Consider the following 22,138-nt stretch of genomic DNA (forward strand, 5'->3'; position numbering starts at 1 on the left):
AACGTTCGGATAAGGAGTCTGAGGCTTTTGACAAGTACACCTTATTTATCTGTCCAAGCATTAACAAAATATATTAAAAAGAAGTTTGATGCTGATCCTCATTTACGTGATGTATTTGTAAAAGGAGAGCTTTCAAATGTCAAAAAACATACGGGTTCTGGCCATATTTATTTCACATTGAAAGATGAAAAAACACAAATTGCAGCAGTCATGTTTGCGAAGAGTGCTAGTCGTCTGAAATTTGTTCCTGAAAATGGCATGAAGGTTTTTATTCGTGGAGATATTAACGTCTATGAAGGTAGTGGACGTTATCAGTTATATGCAGTAGCAATGGAACCGGACGGTGTAGGTAGTTTACATATCGCCTTTGAACAATTACAAGCAAAACTTTTAAAAGAAGGATTGTTTGATGAAAGATATAAAAAAGCGATACCAACATTCCCTCGTAAAATTGGTGTTGTTACAGCACCAACTGGAGCAGCCATAAGAGATATCTGTACAACTATTACGCAGCATTACGCTCTTGCAGATGTTTTGATTTTCCCTGCACTCGTGCAAGGAGAACAAGCAGCGCCTAGTATTGTAAAAGCAATACAGCAAGCAAACAGTATGGACGAAATTGATGTTTTAATTGTCGGACGTGGTGGAGGTTCCATTGAGGACCTTTGGGCGTTCAATGAAGAAATTGTTGCCAGAGCTATTTTTGAAAGTGACATACCTGTTATTAGTGGTGTCGGACATGAGACAGATACTACGATAGCAGACCATGTTTCGGACTGGCGGGCAGCGACTCCTACAGCCGCTGCGAAAAAGGCTGTACCGAATAGCGAAGATTTAATGAAGCATTTATTGACGCGTAGGTCGCAAATATTTCAACTGACACAATCGCGTATTCGACATGAAAGAAGTCAATTAGAGGGGTTACAGAAATCCTATCCGATTGCATATCCAGACCGTCTATTTCGTCCATTTGTCGAGAAGTTAAGTCGTACAGATGAACAGTTACAAACACAAATGACTAATTATATCAAAGACAAGCAGGCGGTATTGCAACAATTAGCAAATCGTGTACAAATGAATACGCCTCTTCAAGAAGTGAGATATAAACAGCAACACGTTGCGAGATTAAGTACGCAACTTGATAAAAGTGTTGTGCAATCAATCAATAAGCACCAAGATGCATTCAGGTCCATCATTCGTACTTTAGAAGCATTAAATCCTTTAACAATCATGAGCCGTGGATATAGCATCGTTTATCAAGAAGGAAAAGTAATAAAATCAATACAACAAGTAGAAGAGAAACAAAATTTGACTATTCATTTTCCAGATGGTCAGGCGAATGCTGAAATTACGTCCATAACAATGAAAGCGAGGGGAGAAGAATAATGGCTGAAAAGAAACAATCCTTTGCAAAATCAATTGAAGAACTAGAAGAAATCGTTCATCAACTTGAACAAGGGGAAGTACCTTTAGAAGATGCTATAGATTTATATAAAAAAGGGATGAAATTATCCCAGTTTTGCCACGATCAATTACAAAATGCAGAGCAGCAACTGATCTCGATTATGGATGACAATGGCAACGAAAAGCCTTTTAATCCAACAGGGGAAGAGGGACAAGGTAAATGACTGAGCTTCTAAAAGAATTTATGGCAAACAATATTCCGACAGTCGAAAAACGTATGCAAGAACTCGTTGAGAATATTGAAGCCCCAGCAGTATTAAAAGAATCTATGTTGTATTCATTAAACGCAGGCGGTAAAAGAGTAAGACCACTATTTGTGCTTGCAGTTATGGACCATTTCAATGTTCGCAATGATGATGGATTTACGGTAGCTGCTGTCATTGAAATGATTCATACTTATTCATTGATTCATGACGATCTACCAAGCATGGACAATGATGATTACCGCAGAGGCAAACTAACTAATCATAAAGTGTACGGAGATGCATTTGCCACACTTGCAGGAGATGCACTTAATACACTTGCATTTGGTATCCTTGCTCGCATGCAACAAATTCCACCGGTATCACGTTTATTATTAGTAGATAAATTAAGTGAAGCGGCTGGAGCTGAAGGTATGGTTGGAGGACAGATCCTAGATATCGAAGGCGAAACAAAACAGTTAACATTATCAGAACTAGAAAACGTTCATGTCAATAAAACAGGAGCGCTTCTTCGTTTTAGTATTGAGTCAGGTGCCATTATTGCAAATGCCACAGAAGCAGAACGTGCAATCTTAGTGGAATATGCGCATCATATCGGTCTTGCATTCCAAATTCAGGACGATATTTTAGACATTGAAGGTACAACAGAACAATTAGGGAAAACAGCCGGTAAAGACGTTGCCAGCGATAAGAGCACTTACCCCGCACTCCTTACATTAGTAGGCGCTAAAGAAAAGTTGCAAGATCATTACTACCTTGCGATAAAAGCGCTTGAAAAACTGCCCTCAGAAAGCAGTCTACTAAAAGACTTAGCTGATTATATTGTTCATCGTAACAAGTAATGGCCGTTTTAGTTTGTACAATTGATTAACACTGTTATAATGGGTGAAACATTGTACGATGAATATTTTAATGAAAAGGTGTGTGATGGCGATGGATTTAAACAAAATATCTAGTCCATCCTTTTTGAAAGAATTAAATACGAAACAACTTCAAGATTTAAGTGAAGATGTTCGAAAGTTTTTAATCCAAAAGCTATCTGTAACAGGTGGTCATATTGGACCGAATCTTGGTGTAGTTGAGTTAACTATTGCTTTGCATCGAGCGTTTAATAGTCCTCAAGATAAGTTTATTTGGGATGTAGGACATCAAGCATATGTCCACAAGATTTTAACAGGCCGTGCAGATCAATTCGATACGCTACGTCAATATAAAGGGTTATGTGGATTCCCAAAACGCATTGAAAGTGAACATGATGTTTGGGAAACAGGACATAGCTCAACCTCGCTGTCAGCAGCGATGGGTATGGCAGCAGCAAGAGATATTAAAGGCGATAAAAACTTTGTTGTACCTATTATTGGTGACGGTGCTTTAACAGGCGGTATGGCATTAGAGGCACTAAATCATATTGGTCATGAGAAAACAAACATGATCGTTATTTTAAATGATAATGAAATGTCAATTGCCCCAAATGTAGGTGCATTGCATAATGTCTTAGGTCGCTTACGTACGGCAAATAATTACAACAAAGCAAAAGATGAATTAGAACAGCTATTGAAAAAGATCCCTGCAGTTGGTGGTAAATTAGCTTCCACAGCAGAACGTGTAAAAGATAGCTTGAAATATTTACTCGTGTCAGGTGTATTCTTTGAGGAACTAGGTTTCACTTACCTTGGTCCAATTGACGGTCATAACTTTGAGACATTAGAAGAAACATTACAAAACGCAAAAAGAATGCAAGGTCCTGTTTTAATCCATGTTATTACGAAAAAAGGGAAAGGCTACTTGCCAGCTGAAAACGATACAGTTGGAACTTGGCATGGTACCGGACCTTATAAAATGGAAACTGGCGATCTTGTAAAACCAAAAACAACTGCTCCAGGGTGGTCTAGCTTAATTGCTGAAACTGTTCGTAAATTAGCTCGTGTCGATGAACGAATCGTAGCAATTACACCTGCCATGCCGGTTGGTTCAAAATTAGAAGGTTTTGCTAGTGAATTCCCTAATCGTATGTTTGATGTTGGTATCGCTGAGCAACATGCAGCTACTATGGCTGCAGGTATGGCAGCAGATGGCACGAAGCCGTTTTTAGCGATATACTCTACATTCCTTCAACGTGCTTATGACCAAGTATTACATGATATTTGTCGTCAAAACTTGAATGTGTTTATCGGAATTGACCGTGCTGGTTTAGTAGGTGCTGATGGCGAAACGCATCAAGGTGTCTTTGATATTGCCTTTTTACGTCATATGCCGAATATAGTAATTATGATGCCAAAAGACGAAAATGAAGGCCAACACATGGTGAAAACAGCTATTGACTATAATGAAGGCCCGATCGCTCTTCGTTACCCGCGAGGTAATGGCTTAGGAGTACCTATGGACACTGAGCTTAAAGCTCTTCCAATCGGTAGTTGGGAAGTACTTCGTGAAGGTAAAGATGCAACAATATTAACATTCGGTACCACTATTCCAATGGCACAAGAAGCAGCTGAAGTATTAGCAGATCAAGGCATACAAGTTGAAATCGTCAATGCACGCTTTATTAAACCAATGGATGAGGCAATGTTACATCGTTTAATGCAAAGTAAAAAGCCAATCCTTACAATTGAAGAAGGCGTATTGCAAGGCGGCTTTGGTAGCGCAGTGTTAGAATTTGCGAATGACAATCATTATTCTACAATTCAAATTGATCGAATCGGTATACCTGATATGTTCATTGAACATGGTAGTGTTGATATGTTACTTCAAGAAATTAACTTAACTGCAGAAGAAACTGTATTACGTATTCAAGAATTAGTAAATAAAGACAATAAAGAGCAAGCAGGTTTAAAAGCATAATGACAACAAAAATTCAAAAAGAGCGTGTCGATATTCTTCTTGTTGAAAGAGGACTGTGTGAAACACGCGAAAAGGCAAAACGTACAATCATGGCAGGGCAAGTGTATTCAAATGAAGTACGCCTAGATAAACCGGGTGAGAAAATACCGATGGACTCTGAGCTTACTATTAAAGGATCACAGCTACGCTACGTAAGTCGTGGAGGCTTAAAACTAGAAAAAGCATTAGATATTTTTGATGTTGCTGTACAAGATAAATTAATGTTAGATATCGGTTCATCTACTGGTGGATTTACTGACTGTGCCCTACAAAATGGTGCGAAGCATTGCTACGCACTAGATGTAGGCTACAATCAGCTTGCATGGAAAATCCGTCAAGACGAACGTGTAACTGTTATGGAACGTACAAATTTCCGTTATGTCACAGCACCTGACTTGGCAGAAGGTTTACCTGAATTTGCAACAATTGACGTATCCTTCATTTCTCTAAAACTGATTTTACCTGTATTAAAAACGTTGTTAGTACCTGGTGGAGATGTTATTGCACTAGTGAAACCTCAGTTTGAAGCAGGGAAAGACAAAGTTGGGAAAAAAGGTGTCGTTCGTGAACCGAAAATACATTTAGAAGTATTAGAATCTATTGCAACATTCGCTGAATCAGTTGGATTTGTGGTAAAAGATGCTTCCTATTCTCCAATTACAGGCGGAGAAGGGAATATTGAGTTTCTATTCCATCTGTACAACCCACACCAAGGAGAAGAGCTGCAATCATTTACAGACTTCAATACCTTGGTGAGTGAGGCACATCAACAACTTAAATGACGCGGCCCATTCTTTTGGGTCGTTTTTTTTCTTGTGATTTTACATAATCGATGTTACGGTTATAAAAAAGAAGAGCATAATTATTCATAGAGGTGAAAAAAATTGAATAAAAGCCAACGCCATATTCGAATACGCGACATGATCGCTAATAATGATATTGAAACACAGGATGATTTGGTCGATTTACTAAAAGAAGCAGGATATCATGTAACGCAAGCGACAATCTCTAGAGATATTAAAGAATTACATTTAATCAAAGTACCTCTTCAAGATGGTCGTTATAAGTACAGTTTGCCAGCAGATCAACGCTTCAATCCAATTCAAAAACTGCATCGTGCTTTAGCAGATGCGTTTGTGAGCATTGATGGTGCTAGTCACTTCTTAGTGATGAAGACTTTACCGGGAAATGCACATGCAATTGGATCATTACTTGACCATTTAGATTGGACTGAAATATTAGGTACTATTTGTGGAGACGACACGATTATGATTTTATGTCGTGAAGATTCTCAACGCGAATCAGTGAAAAATCGCTTACTTGAAATGTTGTAATCCGAGGTGAGTTGTCTTGTTACGAGAACTATCGATTAAAAATTTTGCAATTATTGAAGACTTAACAGTAGGTTTTGTTGAAGGTTTAACGGTTTTAACAGGTGAAACAGGTGCCGGGAAATCAATTATTATTGATGCGGTACAGCTATTAGCTGGTGGTCGAGGTTCTCAGGAATTCATCCGTCACGGTGCAAAAAAAGCCGAACTTGAAGGACTCTTTGCGATTTCTTCTGAAAACCACTCTGCTTATCAAAAATGTGCAGAAGCTGGGATTGAAATTGAAGAGGGAATGGTTATTTTACGCCGTGATTTAAATGACAATGGAAAAAGCGTTTGTCGTGTTAACGGGAAACTTGTTCCACTTTCTCTTTTGCGTGAAATAGGTGCAACATTAATCGATGTTCACGGCCAGCATGAGAGCCAAGAGTTAATGGATGATAAGAGACATATCTCCTTGTTGGATCAGTTTGCAGGTGAAGACATTGATCCATTGAAAGAACGTTATAGTAAGGAATACTCTGCTTATCGTGAATTGAAAAAGGAACTTGCTGCAATTTCTCTTGGTGAACAGCAAGTAGCCCAAAAAATTGATCTTTTTTCATTTCAAATTAAAGAAATTGACGCTTGCCAATTTCGAGCAGGAGAAGAAGAGGAACTAGCTGAGGAACGTCGCAGGTTGATGAACTTCAACAAGATCTATGAACGATCCAACACGGCACACGAAGCCATTCTGGGTGAATCTAGAGGACTTGATTGGATTGGTCAAGCTATGACCGATTTAGAAGAAGTTGCAACATTAGATCAAGATTTTAGAGAGCATTCAGATAATGTATCAGCTGCCTTTTATTCTTTACAAGAAGCAGCATTTCAAATCAAAAACATATTAGATGACCTTGAATTTAACCCAGAGCGTTTGAATGAAGTAGAGCAACGTTTAGCTCTAATCCAATCGATGAAGCGTAAATATGGTGCTACACTTGAGGACATACTAACATATCGTGAAAAAATTGGAGAAGAACTGGAATCTCTAATCAATCGCGACGAAAATATGCAAAAAAACGAACAACAATTAAATGTACTGAAAGAAAAATTACTACAAACAGCAGAGAAATTAACTGCAGTTCGAAAAAAAGCCGGTCGTAAGCTAAGCGATGCCATTATGCAACAACTTCGAGCGTTATATATGGAAAAAGCAGACTTTAGTGTGCATTTTGAACCTATAGCTGCCGATCAATTTGATCATAATGGGTTGGATCGCATTGTATTCTATATTGCAACCAATGTTGGTGAACCACCGAAACCATTAACGAAAATTGCTTCAGGCGGGGAATTATCTCGTATGATGCTGGCATTAAAAACCATCTTTTCTTCAACAAATGGTATTACATCAATTATTTTTGATGAAGTAGATACAGGTGTCAGTGGACGTGTGGCTCAGGCAATTGCTGAAAAAATTTCAGCTATTTCGATGCATTCTCAAGTGCTTTGTATTTCACACTTACCACAAGTTGCAGCAATGGCAGATCATCATTATTATATTAAGAAACAAGAAGAAGCACATCGAACAGTTACGTCACTCACTGAAATTTTCGATAATGCGCGAATCGATGAAATTAGCAGAATGATGTCTGGCGCAGAAGTGACGGACTTAACATTCCAACATGCAAAAGAATTGGTAGAAATAGCTAACGGTCGCAAAAAAGCAATGACCATATAATTAGAAAACTGTCTGTCCCAACCAATTGGACGGGCAGTTTTTTACGTATGTATTGTTTTGAAAAAAACTTCAATGTAAAACCTTCCACCTTCTCCAATCATCCAATTCAACTCAAATATTTACCGTACATAACATGCTAAAACAAAGCCATAGTAAAAGGACGATGAGGAGGTGAAAAATGAAAAATCAAATGCGTTATGTCATGCAGTTTGTCGCATTATTATTTGCCATTTTGCTACTACCATTTGGTGTTTCTGCCAAAAGCTTAATTCCGATGGGACATTCAATAGGTGTAGAACTTCAGCTTCAAAATGTCTATTTAACAAATGATGTGCTCCTGAAAAACGGTACTTGGTTGAAGGCTGGAGATACTATTCAAGCAATTAATTCTCAACAAGTTAAAACGCTTGAAGAAGTTAAATCCCTATTTATCAGTTCTTCAGGTAAATTAATGGATGTGAAGCTAAAGCGTCAGCAAAAAACACAACACATTAAGATCATGAAGGAAGAGCTTGAACCGATGTTATCTTTCTTTAGAGATCAAACTGACGGTATTGGTACATTAACCTTTATTGACCCAGAAACAAAGGAATATGGAGCATTAGGTCATCAAATTATCGACTCGGTTGTTTCAGCACCGCCTAAATTTTCGTCCGGATCAATTTTCTATGCATCCATCGAACAAATAAAAAAGAGTGTACCTGGAGAACCAGGTTATAAAATTTCATCAATTGAACATAATGCTGGACAGTTAGGAAGTATAGCCGAAAATAATGTGTACGGTATATTTGGAAAATGGTCGAATACTTTAGAACAAGGTTTACCTAAACCTATGGAAATCATGCAACCTTCTGAAATAAAAGTCGGAAAAGCACAATTGCTAACGACTATTGAAGGGAAAAAAGTAGAGGCATTTGATGTCAAAATTACCAAAGTTGATGACAAGACAATGCAATTTGAAGTGACAGATGCGCAGTTGAAAAAGAAAACCGGAGGCATTTTACAAGGTATGAGCGGAAGTCCGATTATACAAAACGGACGATTTGTAGGAGCTGTTACACATATGTATATCGAAAGTCCTGAAAAGGGAGCAGCGATTCCTCTAACTGAGATGTTGAAAAGGCAACCATCTTAAAGAAAGGGATTTGCTTTTATAAATCCATTAAAATTACGCTGCACCGGGGAAGCTGGTGCAGCATTTTCTTGAGGAATTTTCAGATTGAAAAGAATATGTGATAAAAAGCATTCTTTTTCTCTGTTACTTTTGTTACAATAAAAGTGACAAATAATCGACAAATTGTTTAGAATGAATGAATACTGTCGAAATACATAGTATCTCTATGTCTACATACTTATTTTTTTAAGAATAAAAGGTATTCATGCAAAAAAGTCGAATTATCCACTTTGTATCAAAAACGAGTTTACTTTAATTCATCTTGTCGGTTTTGATCGTGTTTAACGGAAGCGCAAGCACAAAGGAGGAAATAATAATGCGAAAAGTAAAAGTTGCAATTGCAGATGATAATCGGGAACTAGTTCGTACATTAGAGATGTATCTACAAAATAGCCCAGAGATTGAAGTAATCGGAACTGCCCCTAACGGCAAACTTTGTTTGAAAATGTTAGAGGAACAAGTACCAGATGTTCTATTATTAGATATTATCATGCCTCACCTGGATGGTTTAGCGGTTTTGGAAGTTATGCATGAAAACGAAATTTATAATGATGTTCAAGTGATAATGTTAACGGCATTTGGACAAGAAGATGTTATGAAACAAGCAGTGGACTTAGGGGCATCTTATTTCATGTTAAAACCTTTTGAATTCGATCGCCTTGTTTCAAAAGTTTTACAATGTGCAGGTCATAAAACAGAAAAAACAAAACGTGTAAGCGTTCTGCAAGGGTCACAGCCACAACAAATGGATCAACGTCAACTTGATGCAACGATTACAGGTATTATAAAAGAAATTGGTGTGCCAGCTCATATTAAAGGGTACGCATACTTAAGAGAAGCTATTCAAATGGTATATATGGATGTCGAGTTACTTGGTTCGATTACTAAGATTTTATATCCAGATATAGCGAAAAAATTCGATACAACATCATCACGTGTTGAACGTGCAATTCGTCATGCCATTGAAGTCGCTTGGAACCGAGGAAACTATGAATCTATTTCGAAAATGTTCGGTTATACTGTCCATCACTTAAAGAGCAAACCAACAAATAGCGAATTCATCGCCATGATTGCCGATAAAATTCGTATTGAAACGGTTGCTAGCTGAAAGGGTTAGGACATTGATAACTCCACAGATTGCTCATATTTTAAGTAGTATGTTTACAGGAAATGTGAGCAATAATCAGGGGGTTATGAACAATATATAATATGGGAATTTTCAATGAAAAGAGACACCTCTAAGTTTATTGTGCTCGAACACAATTATCTTGGAGGTGTCTTTTTCGTATGATCAATTTGAGTTATAGGTGGACTTATTTCGGCTGCAAATTGATTATGACTGAAAATAAATATATTCGTATCACTAAATCTGACAAAATTTAATGCGTCTCGAAGATAAATGGAAATCAGTTTAATTTCTGATATAGGAGTGAGTGTTGGCGAATGCTGTTTTATGATGCTGGGATACATTGATTTTAATAAAAAATCAAATTTAAAATAAATCCTAAGAATGGCAATTAACAAAGATGAGAGGAACACGATTTAAAAGACTTCACAGTGTATATGTAAGTGAGTTCCCGGTTAAATGGAGTACTTTCACTCATTTCAGTGCAGGCGCTTATAGAGGGCATAAATGAGCGATTTGCAGTTGGAGTAAATGGTAGAAGAATTAGGACGAAAATCATGTAACCGATTGCGAAATACAATATTTGTTCAGTGCGAAAAGCACTATGTTCAGTTAATACTGACTTGCGATTTAACCTTGGACAAATTCAGCCTTGTTAAGGCCGACTTTACAAGTATTACGACTTAGTTGCTTTTTAACAACTACACTGTTATTAATTTCGAAAACTACCTTTTTAAACTCTGACTGTTTGTATAAGTTATAGCAATCTTCCAACGCTGGAACTAATTCTGGTGTTACAACTGCTAAGTCTTTACAGTCTAATCTCAATATATAATCGGAACAATTAATTGAAGCGACATTACGATTGTAGTCACTTCTATTGAATTGAAAAGTAATTGTAGATATATTAATAATTTGTAAAATGATAAGCGAATATTCTAAAAACATGGTACTATTACACTATGTATATCTATTTCCCTAATTATCTACTGGTCTACCTTCGCAACTTTCTTTTGGATATATTATAAATGTATAGAGAGTCTATTTATTTTCCTGATATAATAAAAACCAGGATAGGGTCTATTTATCTAGTATATTAAAACGATTCTAACGAACGTATACCTATAAAATGATTATTATGCTATCAAGCTTAGTTTTGAAAGCGGTTTTTTTTGCTTTATTCTGTAAAAAAACAATTTGAAATCGATAATAAGTATAGACATTTATTATCGATTTGAAGGATGGGGAGAAAATGTGCTGATTTTTGAAAATGATTATATTGTTTTAAAAGAAGAAAATGAAAAAGTATATTTAAAGACCATAGGGGAAGGATTCCCGCTAAAGGAATTCGACAGTATTTTGAAAAAATATCCACGTATTAAACTGTCGAGCTTTGCTATTTTAAGAAAAGTGACTGCCACAGTGACAGAGCAATTTGAGGAAATTGGTATTTGGCTACCACCTATAGAAATTGTGACTTCTCGTGATCGCATGACAGCAACCATGTATGTCCACGAAGATCCGAAAACTGTGTTTACAGATGGTACTAAAATGCAGGAACAAATCAAAGAATTTGCTAATAATATAGGAATAGTGCATGGTTTTGTAGATTTGACTCTAGATACTGTATTAACAGGAAAACCGACTGTAGTTGCAATAGGAACGCCAGCTAAACCAGGGAAAAACGCAAAAATTACATATATAGAACAGGCAGAGAGAAAACCATTAATTCGTGATGATGGTAAAGCGGATTATTTTGATATGAATTTTATCACTGAAATAGAAGCCCATGAATGGTTGGGAGAGAAAATACCAGCAGATTCAGGCGAGCCAGGGAAAAATGTATTTGGTGAAAGTATTCCTGCTTTACCTGGTAAAGACTCGCCAATAAAATATGATCAGAAAACTGTGTATGAAAAAGTTGATGAAGACGGAAAAGTAACCATCTATGCAACTGAGGGTGGAGTTTTGGATGATTCAGATGGATTCTTGTCAGTTCAAAAACATCTACCTGTTCCAAATGATGTTGGAGTCGGAACAGGAAATCTAAATTTCGATGGATCCATTAGTATTAGAGGTACGGTACTTGCGGGCTATTCAGTAGTAGCAACAGGTGATATTTCGATTGATGGTCCCGAAGGAGTTACGAGTCCGAAATTAATCGAATCTCTAAATGGTGATGTTTACATTCGTGGGGGTATCTTTGGTAACGGTGAGTCGGTCGTACGCGCAGGTGGGAATATCTTTGTTAAACATACAAATGAAAGTACGTTGACTGCAAAAGGCGACATTCAAATTGGGTCATACGCACTTGGATCCAATTTAAAAGCGAGTAGTATACTAGTTAATGAGTACAAGGGGAAAATTATTGGTGGACGTGCAGAAGCAACAAGTACTATTACTACTGCGATTTCTGGAAATCGCTTAGAGCGCAAAACGGAATTAGTTATTACAATGCCTGATCGAAAAGAGAGCATGCAAATAGTGAAAGAAAAAGCCGAAGAGATGAAATCTTTAGAAGCTGATATTGTAAATATTAAAGCTCGCATTACGCCATTATTAGATTTCGTCGATAAGATGAATGGTGCTCAGCGAAAGGCATTTGAGGATTCAAAAGTATCGTTATTAGAAAAAGAAAATGAATTAACTAAGATTGATAAAGAGGTGCAAACAATTTTGCAATCATTAAAAAGTATGGGAACGGAAAAGATTCAAATTACGAAGGAAGCTTATCCAGGAACATATATTCAACTTGGTAAAAAATCCACGACATTAAATACGCAGACTTGTGGTAATTTTAAATTGGAGCAAGGCGAAATCAATGCCTAGACCCTTAGTTTTTGCACATCGAGGCGCCTCTGCTTGTGAGATGGAAAATACACTCAATGCATTCAAAAAGGCCGTTGAACTAAATGCAGATGGTATTGAGTTAGATTTGCAAATTACTAGGGATGATGTTCCTGTTGTGACACACGATTTAGATTTACGTCGCGTTACAGGAAGACGCAGGTTAGTAACAAATGTTTCATTAGCAGAAATAAAAAGATTACGCGTAGGTAGACCATTTACTCGTAGATACTCGGGTCAAGAAATGCTGACACTGGATGAGCTAATAGCTTGGGTAGAGAAAAATCCTATCGCATTGAATATCGAATTGAAGGAATCCTTTATTGACAATCCTTTTGTATTAGAAATTGTTATAAATAAATGCGCCCACTTACCAAATGTACATTATTCATCTTTTTTCTTGGAAGTGTTGGAACAAGCTAAGAAAATAAACAAACATATTGAAACTGCACTTATTGCCACGAGAAAGCTCAATTGGCATCAGTTAAAAAACCTTCCATATATCGATGCTATTCATGCTAACAAAACATGGTATTATAAATCTGAATATTTGGATGCATGTGTAATAGCTAAAAAGAAGTGTCGGTTCTATAACATTACTGGTGATGAAGAGTATCTCAAAAATCCACATAAAGCCGTAGTTGGCTGGATTACAGATTTTCCTGGAAGAGTTAGACGTATACAAAAAAAGGACGCTGACCATTAACGGTCAGCGTTCTTTTGATTTGCAAATTTAGCTGAAACTTTCCCTTTTTTGCGATCTCGATGCAATAGAAAACCTGCAAAAAAACCAAATCCAATGACGAAAAGGGCAATACCGATAATGAATTGTAACCAAAGAAATGGTATTGGATCCACAAGCTTAGCAAATAATGTGTCGCGCATTAATTTTATTCCACCTGCAGCCATTAAACCAGGTATAAGTAATACGATAAACGCTGCAAAACGTGCCATATACTTTCACTCCTCTAATCTATACTCATTTTTACCTGTTGGGGAAGCGTTGTCAAGGAAAGAAAGTTCAGATATGATGAACCTACATTGAAATATGCAATAAATTGCACAATATTGTGAAGGGAAGTGAAGTTCCTTGCAAAGAATTCTAATTATAGGTGCAGGTGCTGGAGGTACAGCTATATTGCAACTATTAACCAAGTCTGAGCAACTGAGTACAGTAGCAATTGTAGATATACGTAAAGATGCACCTGGGCTTGAATTAGCTAAGGCAGCTGGCATTGCTACGGGACAGGATTGGCGAGCTGTTTTAACTGATGAAATTGATATGGTGGTGGATGTCACAGGAGAGTCTTCTGTATTTGAAGAATTACTATTGGCATTGCCGAAACGTACAGTACTTATCCCAGGGGCAATTGCTTACTTAATTGTTCAATTGTTGAATGAAAAAGATTTTTACATAAATAAAACACAACATGCAGCATATAAACAGCAAATCATCTTCAATTCAATAGAAGAAGGCATGATTGGCATCGACCCTCAAGGTCAGGTTATCTTCTTTAATAGAAGTGCTGCGCGAATGACAGAGGTTACTGTCAAAGAAGCGGTTGGTAAACACATTAACGATATAATAATAAATAGTGCTTTGCCACGTGTGTTTGAATCAGGTGTAGCAGAAATCAATCAAGAGCTAAAGTTGTCTAATGAGAAGAAAATTGTCACGTCTCGTTTTCCTATGATTGATGGTAGTGGGAATCGAATTGGTGCATTTGCTGTATTCAAAGATATATCAGAGGTCGTCAATTTAGCGGAAGAAATAACAAATTTAAAAGAAATTCAAATGATGTTAGAAGCGATTATTCAATCAAGTGATGATGCCATTTCTGTAGTTGATGAGGAAGGTAGAGGGATACTCGTTAACCCTGCGTATACTAGAATTACAGGATTAAAACCGGAAGAAATTTTAGGGAAACCTGCTACGATAGATATTTCTGAAGGTGAAAGTATGCATTTAAAAGTTTTACAAACAAAAAAGCCTATTCGTGGTGTGAATATGCGACTCGGTCCTAATAAACGCGAAGTTATTGTGAATGTTGCACCTGTTGTCGTAAATGATAGCTTAAAAGGTAGCGTAGGAGTTATACATGATATGACAGAAATGCGGTCCTTAACAAAAGAATTAGATCAAGCGCGCACGATTATACGAAAGCTGGAATCTAAATATACATTTGAAGATATTATTGGCGATTCAGAGGAAATGCGCATTTCACTAGAACAAGCGAAATTAGCTGCAAAAACACCAGTCACGGTATTTTTGCGCGGAGAGTCAGGGACTGGTAAAGAATTGTTTGCTCATGCTATACATTCTGCAAGTGATCGTATATACAATAAGTTCATTAGGGTAAACTGTGCGGCGATTGCTGAGCACTTACTGGAAAGTGAATTATTTGGTTATGAAGAAGGAGCTTTTACTGGAGCGAAACGTGGTGGAAAGCGCGGGTTATTTGAAGAAGCTGATAAAGGAAGTATTTTTCTTGATGAAATTGGAGAAATGTCTTTAAATACTCAGGCAAAACTATTGCGTATTTTTCAAGAAGGTGAAATTGTCAGAGTTGGTGGAACAAAGCCGATTTCGATAAATGTTCGTATTATCGCAGCTACGAATGTGAATATGGAAAAAGCATTGTCAGAAGGTACATTCCGAGAGGATTTATATTATCGATTAAATCGGATGCCTATTCATATCCCGCCATTGCGTCAAAGGAGAGAAGACATCCCTCCTTTAGTAGATCGCCTTCTTGTTAAATTGAATCAAGAATATGGACGTAATATTCATAAAGTGACCTCAAACGCATTAATGCTATTAATAGGACATGATTGGCCAGGAAATGTGAGAGAGCTTGAAAACGTCTTAAGCCGAGCAATGATTTTCATGCAATCAAACGAAACTATTTTAGATGAGAGACATTTACCCAAAACGCTTTTCCATTCCTTACATCAGGAGGTTAACGTTGAAAGGCATTCTTTTGATGGATCACTCGCCGAGCAGTTAGAACAAACAGAGAAACAAATTCTGCAACAAGTATTAACAGATAGCCGAAATAACAAAATGCAAGCTGCAAAAATATTGGGAATATCAATCCGGAGTTTGTATTATAAATTAGAAAAATACAATCTTGCATAAATTTGCGTGCAAAAAACTGCACGGTGTGCAAAATCTTGCATGGATGAAAAAGACAAAATGTTGTCAAATACAGCATTTTGTCTTTTTATATGTTGGCACGCTTTTTGCTAATAATATAGTGACCTAGAAAACTAGGGTAAAAGATGACTAAGTTCTTTTTTAAAAGATTGGTCAACATATCAAAGGGGGCACCACAATGGAAATTTTCAAATACATGGAGAAATATGATTACGAACAATTAGTGTTTTGTCAGGATAAAACTTCAGGACTAAAAGCTATAGTAGCTATACACGACACAACTTTAGGACCAGCACTTGGTGGTACTCGTATGTGGACATATGCTTCAGAGGAAGAAGCGATTGAAGATGCTTTGCGCCTAGCACGTGGCATGACTTATAAAAATGCAGCTGCGGGGTTAAATCTCGGTGGGGGAAAAACAGTAATCATCGGAGATCCTTTAAAAGATAAAAATGAAGAAATGTTCCGTGCGCTAGGAAGATTCGTCCAAGGTTTGAATGGTAGATATATTACAGCAGAAGATGTTGGTACAACTGTAGCAGATATGGATTTAATTCATGAAGAAACAAATTATGTAACAGGTATTTCTCCTGCATTTGGTTCATCGGGGAACCCATCGCCAGTAACTGCATATGGTGTATTTGTGGGTATGAAGGCAGCTGCTAAAGAGGCATTTGGTAGCGAGCACTTAGAAGGTAAGAAAATTGCTGTACAGGGCTTAGGAAACGTAGCATACACACTGTGCAAATATTTACACGAAGAAGGCGCGCAATTAATCGTCACAGATATAAATGAAAGCGCTGTAAAGAGAGTGGTAGAAGACTTTGGTGCAACTGCTGTTGACCCAACAGATATCTATGCTCAAGATGTAGACATTTTTGCACCATGTGCACTTGGTGCTATTATTAATGATGAAACTATTCCGCAACTAAGAGCAAAAGTCATTGCTGGATCAGCTAACAACCAGTTGAAAGACTCAATTCACGGAGATATTATTCATAATGAGGGAATCATTTATGCTCCGGATTATGTTATTAATGCAGGTGGAGTAATCAATGTTGCAGATGAATTGTATGGCTACAACCGTGACCGTGCGATGAAGCGTGTAGAAGGAATTTACGATAATATAGAGAAAGTAATAGATATAGCAAAACGTGATGGAATTCCAACGTATTTAGCTGCTAATCGTTTAGCAGAAGAACGTATTGAGAGAATGGCAAAATCACGTAGCACATTTTTGCAAAATGGAAAGCACATTTTAACTAATCGTTAATAAAAGGGCCGTTCAGAAATAAGGTAGGGGTACTTCATTTCTGAACGGATTTATAATGGGAGAAGAGTTTACGAACTGCAAATAAGTTTGTGAGTTTAATAGGCTGGCATTGGGGAATGTCAACTACGAAATGTTATATTATAATAGAGCTAGTTTTACATGGTGGATGAAAGGAAGTGTTCAAATGGCTAAGGACTATGATGTGGTTATTTTAGGTGGCGGTACAGGTGGCTACGTAGCAGCAATTCGAGCAGCAAAACTTGGATTAAAAACAGCCGTTGTTGAAAAAGGGAAGCTAGGGGGTACATGTTTACATAAAGGTTGTATTCCAAGTAAAGCATTACTTAGAAGTGCGGAAGTCTTTGCGACAACCAAGAATCATGCTTCTTCATTTGGAGTGAATACAGGAGAAGTAACGCTTGATTTTAGTAGAGTGCAGGAAAGAAAAGATTCCATAGTGGCACAATTACATCAAGGTGTGCAAGCATTGATGAAGAAAGGCAAGATCGACGTTTATGAAGGAACTGGTCGAATTCTTGGACCTTCTATCTTCTCGCCCATGCCAGGAACAATTTCGGTTGAACTGGTAAGCGGTGAGGAAAATGAAATGCTTATTCCTCAAAATGTTATTGTGGCTACAGGTTCTAGACCACGTACGTTACCAGGGTTAACAATTGACGGTGAATTCGTCATTACTTCTGATGAAGCGCTTGCGTTAAAAGAGCTTCCAGCATCCATTATAATTGTTGGTGGTGGTGTCATCGGGATTGAATGGGCATCAATGTTAAACGATTTTGGTGTTAAAGTAACTGTTATTGAATATGCAGATCGTATACTACCAACTGAAGATCAAGATATTTCAAAAGAAATGAAAAAGTTATTAGAGAATAAAGGGATTAAATTTGTAACTTCTGCAAAAGTATTAGCAGATACGCTGTCAATTGCAAATAATAAAGTATCAATAGAAGCAGAAGTATTGGGCGAAAATCAAAATTATAATGCAGACAAAATACTTGTTTCGGTTGGCAGACAGGCAAATGTAGAAGGTATAGGACTAGAGAACACAGAGATTGTTGTAGAAAATGGCTTTATCCAAACAAATAATCACTTTCAAACAAAGGAATCACATATATATGCCATTGGGGATGTCATTGGTGGTTTGCAGCTTGCTCATGTTGCTTCCCATGAAGGTATGCATGCTATAGAGCATATTGCAGGAATCACAACTGAAAAAGTAGATGACAAATGGATTTCTCGTTGTATTTACTCAAGTCCTGAGGCAGCAAGTGTTGGTTTAACTGAAGAACAGGCGAAGAAAGAGGGAATTCCTATTAAAGTTGGTAAGTTTCCTTTTAAAGCAATTGGCAAAGCGCTTGTTTACGGTGAATCAGAAGGCTTTGTGAAGATGATAGCGAATAGTGAGACTAACGATCTTGTGGGAGTGCACATGATTGGGCCACATGTAACAGATATGATTGCTGAAGCGGGCCTTGCAATGGTGTTAGATGCAACTCCTTGGGAAATTGCGCATAGTGTACATCCACATCCGACCTTAAGTGAGGTACTTGGAGAAGCAGCATTAGCAGTTGATGGTAATGCAATTCATATGTAAGAAGGAGCTGGGATAAATGGTTAAAAAGGTTGAAAATCGTCATGAAGCAATCGGTTTAACAAACGAAGATGTACTGAAAATGTACGAAACAATGTTACTTGCACGTAGAATCGATGAACGTATGTGGCTATTAAACCGTGCTGGAAAAATTCCGTTTGTGATTTCTTGTCAAGGGCAAGAAGCAGCGCAAGTAGGTGCGGCCTATGCACTTGATAACAAAAAAGATTATATTGCTCCATATTATCGTGATATGGGAGTTGTTCTTCACTTTGGTATGACAACAAAAGAGTTAATGCTATCTGCCTTTGCTAAGGCGGAAGATCCAAACTCAGGTGGACGTCAAATGCCGGGGCACTTCGGTCAAAAGAAAAATCGCATTTTAACAGGATCATCACCTGTTACGACACAAGTCCCTCATGCTGTTGGGGTTGCACTTGCGGGTAAAATGCAAAAGAAAGATTTCATCACATTTGTTACTCTCGGAGAAGGTTCTTCTAACCAAGGAGATTTTCATGAAGGAGCAAACTTTGCAGGAGTACACAAATTACCAGTAATTATTATGGTTGAAAACAATAAATATGCGATTTCAGTACCCGTTGAAAAACAATTAGCGTGTAAAAATGTTTCAGATCGTGCAGTTGGATACGGGATGCCAGGTGTTACTGTAGATGGTAAAGATCCAATTGAAGTATATAAGGTGGTTAAAGAAGCAGCTGACCGTGCTCGTAATGGGGAAGGACCTAGCTTAATTGAAACGGTAACTTATCGCTTAACTGCTCACTCTTCTGATGATGATGATCGTCAATATCGTACGGCAGAAGACTTAGCAGAAGGCCGTGCTACAGATCCAATCATTACATTTGCAAAATACTTGCATGAGCAAGGGATTTTAACAGATGCTCTCGAAATAGAGATCAATGAACGCATTATGACAGAAGTAAACGAAGCGACGGATTATGCAGAGCAAGCTCCATATGCTGCTCCAGAAGATGCGCTAAAATTCGTCTATGCTGAAGATGGAGGGAGTATCTAATGGCAGTTTTATCCTATATTGATGCAATTACTCTTGCGATGAAAGAAGAAATGGAACGCGATGAGCGTGTTTTTATATTAGGTGAAGACGTTGGCCGAAAAGGTGGCGTTTTTAAAGCAACTCAAGGATTATACGATCAGTTTGGCGAAGACCGAGTGTTAGATACACCGCTTGCAGAATCTGCGATTGCGGGTGTCGGAATCGGTGCTGCAATGTACGGTTTAAGACCTATTGCTGAAATGCAATTTGCGGATTTTATTATGCCAGCAGTCAATCAAATTATTTCAGAAGCATCACGTATTCGTTACCGTTCAAACAATGATTGGACTTGTCCGATAGTAATTCGCGCACCATTCGGAGGCGGAATTCACGGTGCTCTTTATCATTCACAATCAGTAGAGGCTGTATTTGCGAATCAGCCTGGTTTGAAAATTGTTATTCCATCTACTCCCTACGATGCGAAAGGTTTGTTAAAAGCAGCTATTCGTGATGAGGATCCTGTGTTATTTTTTGAACATAAACGAGCGTATCGCCTTATTAAAGGTATGGTTCCTGAAGAGGATTATACGATCGAAATAGGTAAGGCGGATGTAAAACGTGAAGGGGAAGATATTACTGTAATTACTTACGGTCTTGCAGTACACTTCGCATTACAAGCAGCTGAACGTTTGGCGCAAGACGGTATTTCTGCTCACATTCTAGATTTGCGCACGATCTATCCATTAGATAAAGAGGCAATTATTGAAGCGGCATCTAAAACAGGAAAAGTGCTACTTGTTACCGAAGACAACAAAGAAGGTAGTATTATTGGCGAAGTGGCAGCAATCATTGCAGAAAACTGCTTATTCGATTTAGATGCACCAATAAAAAGACTTGCTGGACCAGACATACCGGCAATGCCATATGCACCGACGATGGAAAAATATTTCATGATTAATCCAGAAAAAGTTGAAAAGGCAATGCGCGAATTAGCGGCGTTCTGATGTAAAGGGGGAGATATTCATGGCAATTCAAACAATTAAGATGCCTCAACTTGGGGAAAGTGTTACGGAAGGTACAATTGAGAAGTGGTTAGTAAAACCTGGTGATACAGTGCAGAAATACGATTCTTTGGCGGAAGTGAATACGGATAAAGTCACAGCAGATTTGCCGTCATCTTTCTCAGGTGTCATTAAGGAATTAATCGTTGGCGAAGGCAATACACTAGCTGTTGGTGAAAGCGTCTGCACAATTGAAACAGAAGAGGTAATAGAGCAACAACCTACTTCACAACGGGCAGAGCAAATCTCACAGCCAGCATCAGTACCAGCTCCAGCTCCTCAACAAACTATAAATGTGCCAGTAGTGAATCGTGGTGCGGGTAAGGCTCGCTATTCACCAGCTGTATTAAAGCTTGCGCAAGAACATAATATAGATCTTCAATTAGTAGAAGGTACAGGTGCTGAAGGGCGAATAACACGAAAAGACATTCAAAAACTTGTGGATAGTGGAAACATTCCTACAAGTAGTCCAGCAGTGCAACAACCACAGGAGGCAATTGTTGAACAAGTAACGCAGGCTCCTGAACCACAAAAGTCACAACCTGTTCCAGCAGTACAAACAGCTCCAGGTGATATTGAAATCCCTGTAACTAATATTCGAAAAGCAATCGCAAATAATATGTTACGTAGTAAACATGAAGCACCACATGCTTGGATGATGGTTGAAGCAGACGTTACGAACTTGGTTAATTACCGTGACTCCATTAAAACTGAATTCAAACAATCTGAAGGTTACAACATTACGTACTTTGCCTTTTTCGTGAAAGCTATTGCGCAAGCTCTAAAGGAATTCCCGATGATGAATTCAATGTGGGCAGGCGATAAAATTATTCAGAAAAAAGATATTCATATCTCTATTGCAGTCGCAACTGAAGATGCACTTTTTGTTCCGGTGATCAAACACGCCGATGAAAAGTCAATAAAAGGCATTGCTAGAGAGATTAATGATCTTGCAGGAAAAGTTCGTGCTGGTAAATTGAAATCTGAAGATATGCAAGGTGGAACATTTACTGTAAATAATACGGGATCATTTGGCTCGGTGCAGTCTATGGGAATTATTAATTACCCACAAGCAGCGATTATTCAAGTCGAGTCAATTGTTAAACGTCCAGTAATTATGAATGGTGGAATGTTTGCTGCAAGAGATATAGTAAATTTATGTTTATCTTTAGATCATAGAGTTTTAGACGGATTGATTTGCGGGAAATTTCTTGCTAGAGTTAAAGAAATTCTCGAAAATACATCGAAAGACAACACTTCTATTTATTGACAGTAATC

General features: G+C 37.8%; 18 protein-coding genes. 17 read left to right on the plus strand and 1 reads right to left on the minus strand.

Translation table 11 applies throughout. The features are described from left to right. Nucleotides 1–27 precede the first annotated feature (27 nt). From xseA to MKY02_RS07120, 11 genes are all read left to right on the plus strand, one after another. Complete coding sequence (xseA, locus tag MKY02_RS07070) at nt 28–1,386, plus strand: exodeoxyribonuclease VII large subunit (protein ID WP_076065744.1); 1,359 nt, start codon at nt 28–30, stop codon at nt 1,384–1,386. Continuing rightward, nucleotides 1,386–1,628 (plus strand): exodeoxyribonuclease VII small subunit, encoded by a 243-nt coding sequence (locus MKY02_RS07075; RefSeq protein ID WP_038184943.1) that lies wholly within the window; start codon nt 1,386–1,388, stop codon nt 1,626–1,628. Before xseA ends, MKY02_RS07075 begins: the two co-directional genes overlap by 1 nt. Next, on the plus strand, nt 1,625–2,509 hold the full coding sequence (locus tag MKY02_RS07080; RefSeq protein WP_340708836.1) for a polyprenyl synthetase family protein: 885 nt from the start codon (nt 1,625–1,627) through the stop codon (nt 2,507–2,509). The genes MKY02_RS07075 and MKY02_RS07080 overlap by 4 nt, the downstream gene beginning before the upstream one ends. 91 nt (nt 2,510–2,600) lie before the next feature. After that, a complete protein-coding gene (gene dxs / locus MKY02_RS07085) occupies nt 2,601–4,508 on the plus strand; it encodes a 1-deoxy-D-xylulose-5-phosphate synthase (protein WP_038184937.1) in 1,908 nt (635 codons plus the stop codon). Beyond that, the gene (locus MKY02_RS07090; RefSeq protein WP_076034692.1) at nt 4,508–5,329 is read left to right on the plus strand and encodes a TlyA family RNA methyltransferase; all 822 of its coding nucleotides are present in this window, start codon (nt 4,508–4,510) and stop codon (nt 5,327–5,329) included. The genes dxs and MKY02_RS07090 overlap by 1 nt, the downstream gene beginning before the upstream one ends. 102 nt (nt 5,330–5,431) lie before the next feature. Continuing rightward, nucleotides 5,432–5,881, plus strand: a complete 450-nt coding sequence (gene ahrC / locus MKY02_RS07095; RefSeq protein WP_038184930.1) for a transcriptional regulator AhrC/ArgR — start codon at nt 5,432–5,434, stop codon at nt 5,879–5,881. A gap of 16 nt (nt 5,882–5,897) precedes the next feature. Continuing rightward, nucleotides 5,898–7,598: a DNA repair protein RecN gene (gene recN, locus MKY02_RS07100; protein WP_038184927.1), complete on the plus strand. Its 1,701-nt coding sequence runs from the start codon at nt 5,898–5,900 to the stop codon at nt 7,596–7,598. Nucleotides 7,599–7,776: 178 nt separating this feature from the next. Continuing rightward, a complete protein-coding gene (locus MKY02_RS07105; RefSeq protein ID WP_038184923.1) occupies nt 7,777–8,733 on the plus strand; it encodes a SpoIVB peptidase S55 domain-containing protein in 957 nt (318 codons plus the stop codon). A 355-nt stretch (nt 8,734–9,088) separates the two neighbouring features. Beyond that, a complete protein-coding gene (spo0A, locus tag MKY02_RS07110) occupies nt 9,089–9,880 on the plus strand; it encodes a sporulation transcription factor Spo0A (protein ID WP_038184908.1) in 792 nt (263 codons plus the stop codon). A gap of 1,272 nt (nt 9,881–11,152) precedes the next feature. Beyond that, a complete protein-coding gene (locus tag MKY02_RS07115) occupies nt 11,153–12,727 on the plus strand; it encodes a DUF342 domain-containing protein (protein WP_038184906.1) in 1,575 nt (524 codons plus the stop codon). Further along, complete coding sequence (locus MKY02_RS07120; RefSeq protein ID WP_038184904.1) at nt 12,720–13,451, plus strand: glycerophosphodiester phosphodiesterase; 732 nt, start codon at nt 12,720–12,722, stop codon at nt 13,449–13,451. Before MKY02_RS07115 ends, MKY02_RS07120 begins: the two co-directional genes overlap by 8 nt. On the opposite strand, the gene MKY02_RS07125 is transcribed toward MKY02_RS07120, so the two are convergent. After that, nucleotides 13,448–13,699, minus strand: coding sequence for a DUF2627 domain-containing protein (locus MKY02_RS07125; RefSeq protein ID WP_038184901.1), 252 nt, complete (start codon nt 13,697–13,699; stop codon nt 13,448–13,450). The genes MKY02_RS07120 and MKY02_RS07125 overlap by 4 nt on opposite strands. A 136-nt stretch (nt 13,700–13,835) precedes the next feature. Here MKY02_RS07125 and MKY02_RS07130 point away from each other — a divergent pair, with 136 nt between their 5' ends. The 6 genes from MKY02_RS07130 to MKY02_RS07155 all read left to right on the plus strand — a co-directional run bounded on the left by MKY02_RS07130 (nt 13,836) and on the right by MKY02_RS07155 (nt 22,130). Further along, nucleotides 13,836–15,884 carry a sigma 54-interacting transcriptional regulator gene (locus MKY02_RS07130; RefSeq protein ID WP_340710864.1) on the plus strand — a complete coding sequence of 683 codons (2,049 nt, stop codon included), beginning with the start codon at nt 13,836–13,838 and terminating at the stop codon, nt 15,882–15,884. A gap of 196 nt (nt 15,885–16,080) precedes the next feature. Beyond that, nucleotides 16,081–17,175, plus strand: coding sequence for a branched-chain amino acid dehydrogenase (gene bcd, locus MKY02_RS07135; RefSeq protein ID WP_038184894.1), 1,095 nt, complete (start codon nt 16,081–16,083; stop codon nt 17,173–17,175). Between the two features lie 184 nt (nt 17,176–17,359). Then, nucleotides 17,360–18,787, plus strand: coding sequence for a dihydrolipoyl dehydrogenase (gene lpdA, locus MKY02_RS07140; protein WP_038184889.1), 1,428 nt, complete (start codon nt 17,360–17,362; stop codon nt 18,785–18,787). Between the two features lie 16 nt (nt 18,788–18,803). Next, entirely contained in the window at nt 18,804–19,820 is a 1,017-nt protein-coding gene (locus MKY02_RS07145; protein ID WP_038184878.1) for a thiamine pyrophosphate-dependent dehydrogenase E1 component subunit alpha, read from the plus strand. Continuing rightward, nucleotides 19,820–20,803 carry an alpha-ketoacid dehydrogenase subunit beta gene (locus MKY02_RS07150; RefSeq protein ID WP_038184875.1) on the plus strand — a complete coding sequence of 328 codons (984 nt, stop codon included), beginning with the start codon at nt 19,820–19,822 and terminating at the stop codon, nt 20,801–20,803. The genes MKY02_RS07145 and MKY02_RS07150 overlap by 1 nt, the downstream gene beginning before the upstream one ends. Before the next feature lie 19 nt (nt 20,804–20,822). Further along, nucleotides 20,823–22,130 carry a dihydrolipoamide acetyltransferase family protein gene (locus MKY02_RS07155; protein ID WP_076065763.1) on the plus strand — a complete coding sequence of 436 codons (1,308 nt, stop codon included), beginning with the start codon at nt 20,823–20,825 and terminating at the stop codon, nt 22,128–22,130. Nucleotides 22,131–22,138 lie beyond the last annotated feature (8 nt).

Origin of the sequence: Viridibacillus sp. FSL R5-0888, from assembly GCF_038009105.1 — a bacterium.
Taxonomy (GTDB): domain Bacteria; phylum Bacillota; class Bacilli; order Bacillales_A; family Planococcaceae; genus Viridibacillus; species Viridibacillus arenosi.

Coding starts and splice junctions, on each gene's coding strand:
- MKY02_RS07125 (WP_038184901.1), bottom strand. CDS start 13,699: ATGGCACGTTTTGCAGCGTTTATCGTATTACTTATACCTGGTTTAATG.
- bcd (WP_038184894.1), top strand. CDS start 16,081: ATGGAAATTTTCAAATACATGGAGAAATATGATTACGAACAATTAGTG.
- MKY02_RS07155 (WP_076065763.1), top strand. CDS start 20,823: ATGGCAATTCAAACAATTAAGATGCCTCAACTTGGGGAAAGTGTTACG.
- MKY02_RS07150 (WP_038184875.1), top strand. CDS start 19,820: ATGGCAGTTTTATCCTATATTGATGCAATTACTCTTGCGATGAAAGAA.
- spo0A (WP_038184908.1), top strand. CDS start 9,089: ATGCGAAAAGTAAAAGTTGCAATTGCAGATGATAATCGGGAACTAGTT.
- MKY02_RS07080 (WP_340708836.1), top strand. CDS start 1,625: ATGACTGAGCTTCTAAAAGAATTTATGGCAAACAATATTCCGACAGTC.
- lpdA (WP_038184889.1), top strand. CDS start 17,360: ATGGCTAAGGACTATGATGTGGTTATTTTAGGTGGCGGTACAGGTGGC.
- dxs (WP_038184937.1), top strand. CDS start 2,601: ATGGATTTAAACAAAATATCTAGTCCATCCTTTTTGAAAGAATTAAAT.
- MKY02_RS07090 (WP_076034692.1), top strand. CDS start 4,508: ATGACAACAAAAATTCAAAAAGAGCGTGTCGATATTCTTCTTGTTGAA.
- MKY02_RS07120 (WP_038184904.1), top strand. CDS start 12,720: ATGCCTAGACCCTTAGTTTTTGCACATCGAGGCGCCTCTGCTTGTGAG.
- MKY02_RS07105 (WP_038184923.1), top strand. CDS start 7,777: ATGAAAAATCAAATGCGTTATGTCATGCAGTTTGTCGCATTATTATTT.
- MKY02_RS07075 (WP_038184943.1), top strand. CDS start 1,386: ATGGCTGAAAAGAAACAATCCTTTGCAAAATCAATTGAAGAACTAGAA.
- MKY02_RS07145 (WP_038184878.1), top strand. CDS start 18,804: ATGGTTAAAAAGGTTGAAAATCGTCATGAAGCAATCGGTTTAACAAAC.